Source organism: Xanthomonas sp. GPE 39, assembly GCF_000963005.1.
Classification (GTDB): Bacteria; Pseudomonadota; Gammaproteobacteria; order Xanthomonadales; family Xanthomonadaceae; genus Xanthomonas_A.
In genome coordinates, this window is record NZ_JZHZ01000007.1 from 1608095 (window position 1) to 1613626 (window position 5532).

Consider the following 5532-nt stretch of genomic DNA (forward strand, 5'->3'; position numbering starts at 1 on the left):
CCTTGTTCCAGCGCGAACGGTGTCTGCACCTCCTCCGCCAATAGCTGCTCCAGCACAGCCTCGCGATCAGGCACCTCACGCAGATCGTGATCGATCAGATGGAAACCGCTGTCCTCGTCAGCGACATGCTGCAACGCCTGCCCATCGACCAGCGCGAAGCTCGTGCGCAGCGACGCATGTCGAGCCACGATGCGATCCAACGCACGTTGCAACGCCTGCACATCCAACACACCACGCAAACGCAAGCCGCCGCTGATGTGATACGCCTCACTGACACCTTCGAACTGCGACAGGAACCAGAGCCGTTGCTGTGCAAACGACAGCACACGCGGCGCATCCGGCTGCAATGGCAGGATCGCCGGCAAGATCGCAGCGGACGAAGAGGCCACGCACGCGGCAAGGTCCTTCAGCGTTGCATTGGCAAACAACTCCGCTACGCCGATCTCGACACCCAATTCCTGACGCAAGCGAGAGGCAACCCGCACCGCCAACAACGAATGTCCACCAAGCGCAAAGAAGTTGTCGTGCCGCCCGATGCTCTCCAGACCCAGCAGCTCACGCCAGATGGCGGCAATGGTGTGTTCAACCTCACCCTGCGGTGCTTCATACGCAGGTGCGGCATAGGCTGTCGCATCCGGCGCGGGTAATGACTTGCGATCCAGCTTGCCATTCGGGGTCAGCGGTAGGCGATCCAACTGCACATAAGCCGCCGGCACCATGTAATCCGGCAACGTGTCCGACAGCCAACTGCGCAAGCTTTCCACGCCAAGGGATTCGTGCGTCGCATCTTGCGCACCAACCCAATACGCCACCAATCGCTTGTCGCTGCCCGTGGCATCTTCCAGCGCCACCACCACACACTCGCGCACATCCACATGCGCGCTCAGCCGCGCCTCGATCTCTCCCAACTCGATGCGGAAACCACGAATCTTGACCTGATGGTCGTTGCGTCCCACAAACTCAAGCGTGCCATCGGCACGCCAGCGACCCAGATCGCCAGTGCGATACATCCGTGCCGTCGGATCGGCACTGAATGGATCCATGAGGAAGCGCGCGGCGGTCAAATCACCGCGATTCAGATAACCACGCGCCACACCGGCACCACCGATATACAGTTCACCCGTCACACCCACCGGCACAGGCTGACGATGCGTATCCAGCACATAGAACTGCGTATTGTCCAACGGCGTGCCGATATGAGACACAAAACCGTCGCTGCGCTCCATCGACACCCAACTCGAATACGTCGTGGTTTCCGACGGGCCATATAGGTTGCACAGCCGTTCGATTTGCGTCTTGGCAAAAAGATCTTCCACCACCTGACGCTTCAACACTTCACCACACACGTTGACCGTATGCACGCCCTCGCCTCGTCCGCCTGATTCCAACCACCCCTTCAATGCGGAAGGCGTGGTGTTAATCAACGTGACACCCTGCCCATCTGCCTGCATGGCAAGCAGATTGTCGACCACCTCAATTGCACCACCGCACACCAGAGGCACAAAGCATTCATAGACCGATAGGTCGAAATTCAACGACGTGGAGAACAGGACTTTTTCCAGGACCGATGCTGCGAAAGAACGCTGTGCCCAAGCCAGCAGATTCACCGTATTGCGGTGTTCGATCATCACGCCCTTGGGGCGACCCGTGGAGCCGGAGGTGTAGATCACGTAAGCCAGATGCGTCGAGGTCAGACCATCCATCGACAGATTCGACACGGACCGATCTTGCCAGTGCGACTCGTCCAGATTGATGATCGGCGCGGATGCGGTCAGCAGCAGGTTCAAGGTCGATGTCTGCGCCAGAACCGCAACCGGAGCGCTGTCTTCCAACATATAGGCAAGACGTTCGACAGGATAAGCCGGGTCCAGTGGTACATAGGCACCACCGGCCTTCAGCACCGCAAGCACCGCGACCACCATCTCCACACTGCGCTGCATGCAGATCGCCACGCGATCATCCGGGCATACACCCAACTCGCGCAGAGAATGCGCCAGACCGTTGGCACGTGCGTTCAATTCGCGATACGTCAGCGACACTTCACCCTGCACCACCGCGATGGCGGATGGTGTTCGTGCCACCTGTGCCTCGAACAGTTCATGTACACACGCCTCGCGCGGATAATCATTCGTCGTTGCATTCCACTGCATCAACACCTGATGACGCTCGGCCTCAGGCAAGACGTCGAGATCTCGCACCGCTGTCTCCGGTGCATGGGCAAGCGCATCGGCAAGACCCTCAAGCGCATTCACCAGGAAAGTGCATATCCGTGCCGGAACCAATGGCCGCTGTGTCTGTACTTTTATCGAGAAACCAAACCCAACATCGTCTACAGAAACACCAAGCGGATAATTCGTACTCTCATGTCCTGAAATCCTCTCTATCCCATCCCACGCCATCGTTTCGGCAGATCCTTCTGTCTGGACGCTATACCGGTAATTGAGCAATGAGGTAAACAAGGGTGCCGGTGCGGGAACACCACTGCAACGCTGCACCAACGACAACGGCGCATGCTCGTGTCGCAACAGCCCGGCAAGGCGCTGCTGCACTATTCGCACACTTTCCACCACGCTGACATCATCAATCTCAATGCGCAGGGGCAAAGTATTGATGAAAATGCCAAGCGTTCTGTCGGCTCCCGCTCCGCCTTGCATCCGACCAAACAGCACGGTTCCGAATACAACACGCTCATGACCTGTGGTACGCGCTACCACTTGTGCCCAGGCCAGATGGAACAGGCTTGCCACACTCACGCCAAGCGCACGCGCCTGGCTGCGTAGCAATGCCGACAGCCGATCCGATAGATCGATCCGTACTTCCTCCACATCCGATCCATCACCCTGTACATCGAGCAGGCCAAATGGTGCACATGGCTCATCCACATCGCCGAGCATTGTGCGGAAATATGCCTCGTGCTCTTCGACACTGACACCCAGAAATGCCTGCGCCACAAAATTGCGGAACGGCAGCGGAGCCGGCAAGCTCGCTGTTTCAGCGCACAAATGGCATCTGATTTCATCCAGCACGATCTCCAACGTGGTGTGATCCAGGGCAAGATGGTGACTGAGCAACTGCAGCAACCAGCGACTACTGGCCGGATCGTATGCGGCAAAACCCCTCATCAGCGGCGCTTGACGCACATCCATGCGCCAGCAGCTTGGATCGAAGCGCGATTGCAGCAGTTCCGCCACATTATCGCAGGCGCCATCTAGGCAAACTTCCTCGATTAGTAATGGCGCATGCCGCCACACCACCTGCACAGGTGCGGCGAGTCCTTCACAGAGCACCGCCGTGCGCAGGATGTCGTGACGATCGATCACACATTGCAGTGCATCGACAAATACGTCCAGACGCGAACGACTGTCGAATGCGATCAGATTCGGCAGCAGATAGGCATCGCCTTCGCGCTGCAGCAGGTGATGGAAAAAGATACCTTCCTGCAATGGAGCAAGCGGATAGATATCCTGGATATTGGCCGAGCCGCCAGGGGTCATTGCGACGATGCTATCGATCTGTTGCTGAGTGAGCTCCACCAGCGGCAGCATTTCAGGCGTGATCTCTACGCTATCAGGCTCAATGCGGTTAGGCGGCACAATGATCGATAAGCCACCGCTCGCCGCGGCCAGTGCCGCAAGCGTCGGGTTGGCGAACAGTGTGCGCAAATCGGCGTGAAACCCTTGCTGACGCATCCGCTCGGTCAGCGTCACTACCAACAACGAATGTCCACCGAGCGCGAAGAAGTTATCGTGCCGCCCGATGCTTTCCAGACCCAGCAGATCACACCAAATCGCGGCAATGGTTTGTTCAATCGCGCCCTGCGGTGCTTCATACGCAGGCGCTGCATAGGCCGAGCCATCCGGTGCGGGTAATGCCTTGTGATCCAACTTGCCGTTCGGAGTCAACGGCAAGCGATCCAACTGCACATAGGCGGCAGGCACCATGTAATCCGGCAAGGTATCCGACAACCAACTGCGCAAGCTTTCCGCGCCAAGAGGCTCGGACGTTACATGCCCGGCAGCGACCCAATACGCCACCAGACGCTTCTCGGTGCCAGCAGCCGCACCTTCCAGCGCCACCACCACGCATTCGCGCACATCCGCATGCGCACTCAGTCGCGCCTCGATTTCACCCAATTCAATGCGGAAACCACGGATCTTGACTTGATGATCGTTACGTCCCACATACTCGATTGTGCCGTCGGTACGCCAACGCCCAAGATCGCCGCTGCGGTACATCCGTGCATCGGCTGTATCGGAGAACGGATCGGCAATAAAGCGCGCGGCGGTCAAGTCCTCGCGATTCAGATATCCACGTGCCACACCCTCGCCACCGATATACAACTCGCCCACCACCCCGATCGGCACCGGCGCACCATGTCCATCGAGGATGTAGGTACGCGTATTGGCGATCGGACGACCAATCGGACTACCACCACGCCAGTCCACATCGGTCACGGTGAGAGACCGCCACGTCACATGCACCGTGGTTTCCGTAATCCCGTACATATTGACCAGATGCGTCGCCAGGTTGCGCTCACGCTCGAACCAAGGCTTCAAGGCCGCGACGTCCAATGCTTCGCCACCAAAGATGACCATCCGCAGACAATGCTCCGAACCGCTGGAGCCCTGCGCGGCAATGAATGACTTAAAAGCACTCGGCGTCTGGTTTAAAACCGTCACGGATTCGCGACAGACAAGTTCATGGAACGCATCTGGCGAGCGCGCAGTCTCCCATGGCACGACGACAAGACGTCCTCCATAAAGCAATGCGCCGAATATTTCCCAAACCGAAAAGTCGAAGGCGTATGAATGAAAGAGTGTCCACACGTCATCCGAGGAAAATTCGAAGCGCTCTTCTGTTGCCCCAAAGAGACCCACGACATTCCGATGTTCGGTCATCACACCCTTCGGCACACCGGTCGATCCAGAGGTGTAGATGACATACGCCAGATGGCTTGCAGTCAGGCCATTGGCGTAGCGGTCGGGATTGCTGTCTGGCAGGTGCGCCCAATGCTCACTGTCAGTTTGCAGATCGACGATCACCACCGAAGTTGTAATGTCCTCGATCAGCTGGCGGCTGGCGGTGTCCGTCAACATCGCCAGCGCACCGCAATCGGCTTGCATATAAGCCAGCCGCTCGGATGGATACGCTGGATCCAGCGGCACATACGCACCGCCCGCCTTCAACACCGCCAGCAACGCCACCACCATCTCGACACTGCGCTGCACGCACACTGCCACGCGGTCATCTGGGCGCACACCCAACTCGCGCAGGTAATGCGCCAACTGGTTGGAACGCGCATTCAACTCGCCATACGTCAGCGTGACATTGTTTTGAACAATCGCAATTGCCGATGGATCACGCGCCACCTGCGCCTCGAACAATGCGTGCACACAGGCATCGCGAGGATAATCCGCCTTGGTCGCATTCCACTGCGTCAGCACCTGATGGCGTTCGGCCTCGTCCAGCAACGGCAAACGGTCTACCGCCTGATCTTCAGCCCCCTCGGCCACCATCGCCGCCAACAGATGC

Annotated in this window: 1 protein-coding gene; it reads right to left on the reverse strand. The window is 58.3% G+C overall.

Going from position 1 to position 5532, the window contains the following annotated elements; translation table 11 throughout:
* The coding region (locus tag XALGPE39_RS06710) for a non-ribosomal peptide synthetase (RefSeq protein WP_161795328.1) at positions 1–5532 on the reverse strand (5532 nt) is incomplete at both ends.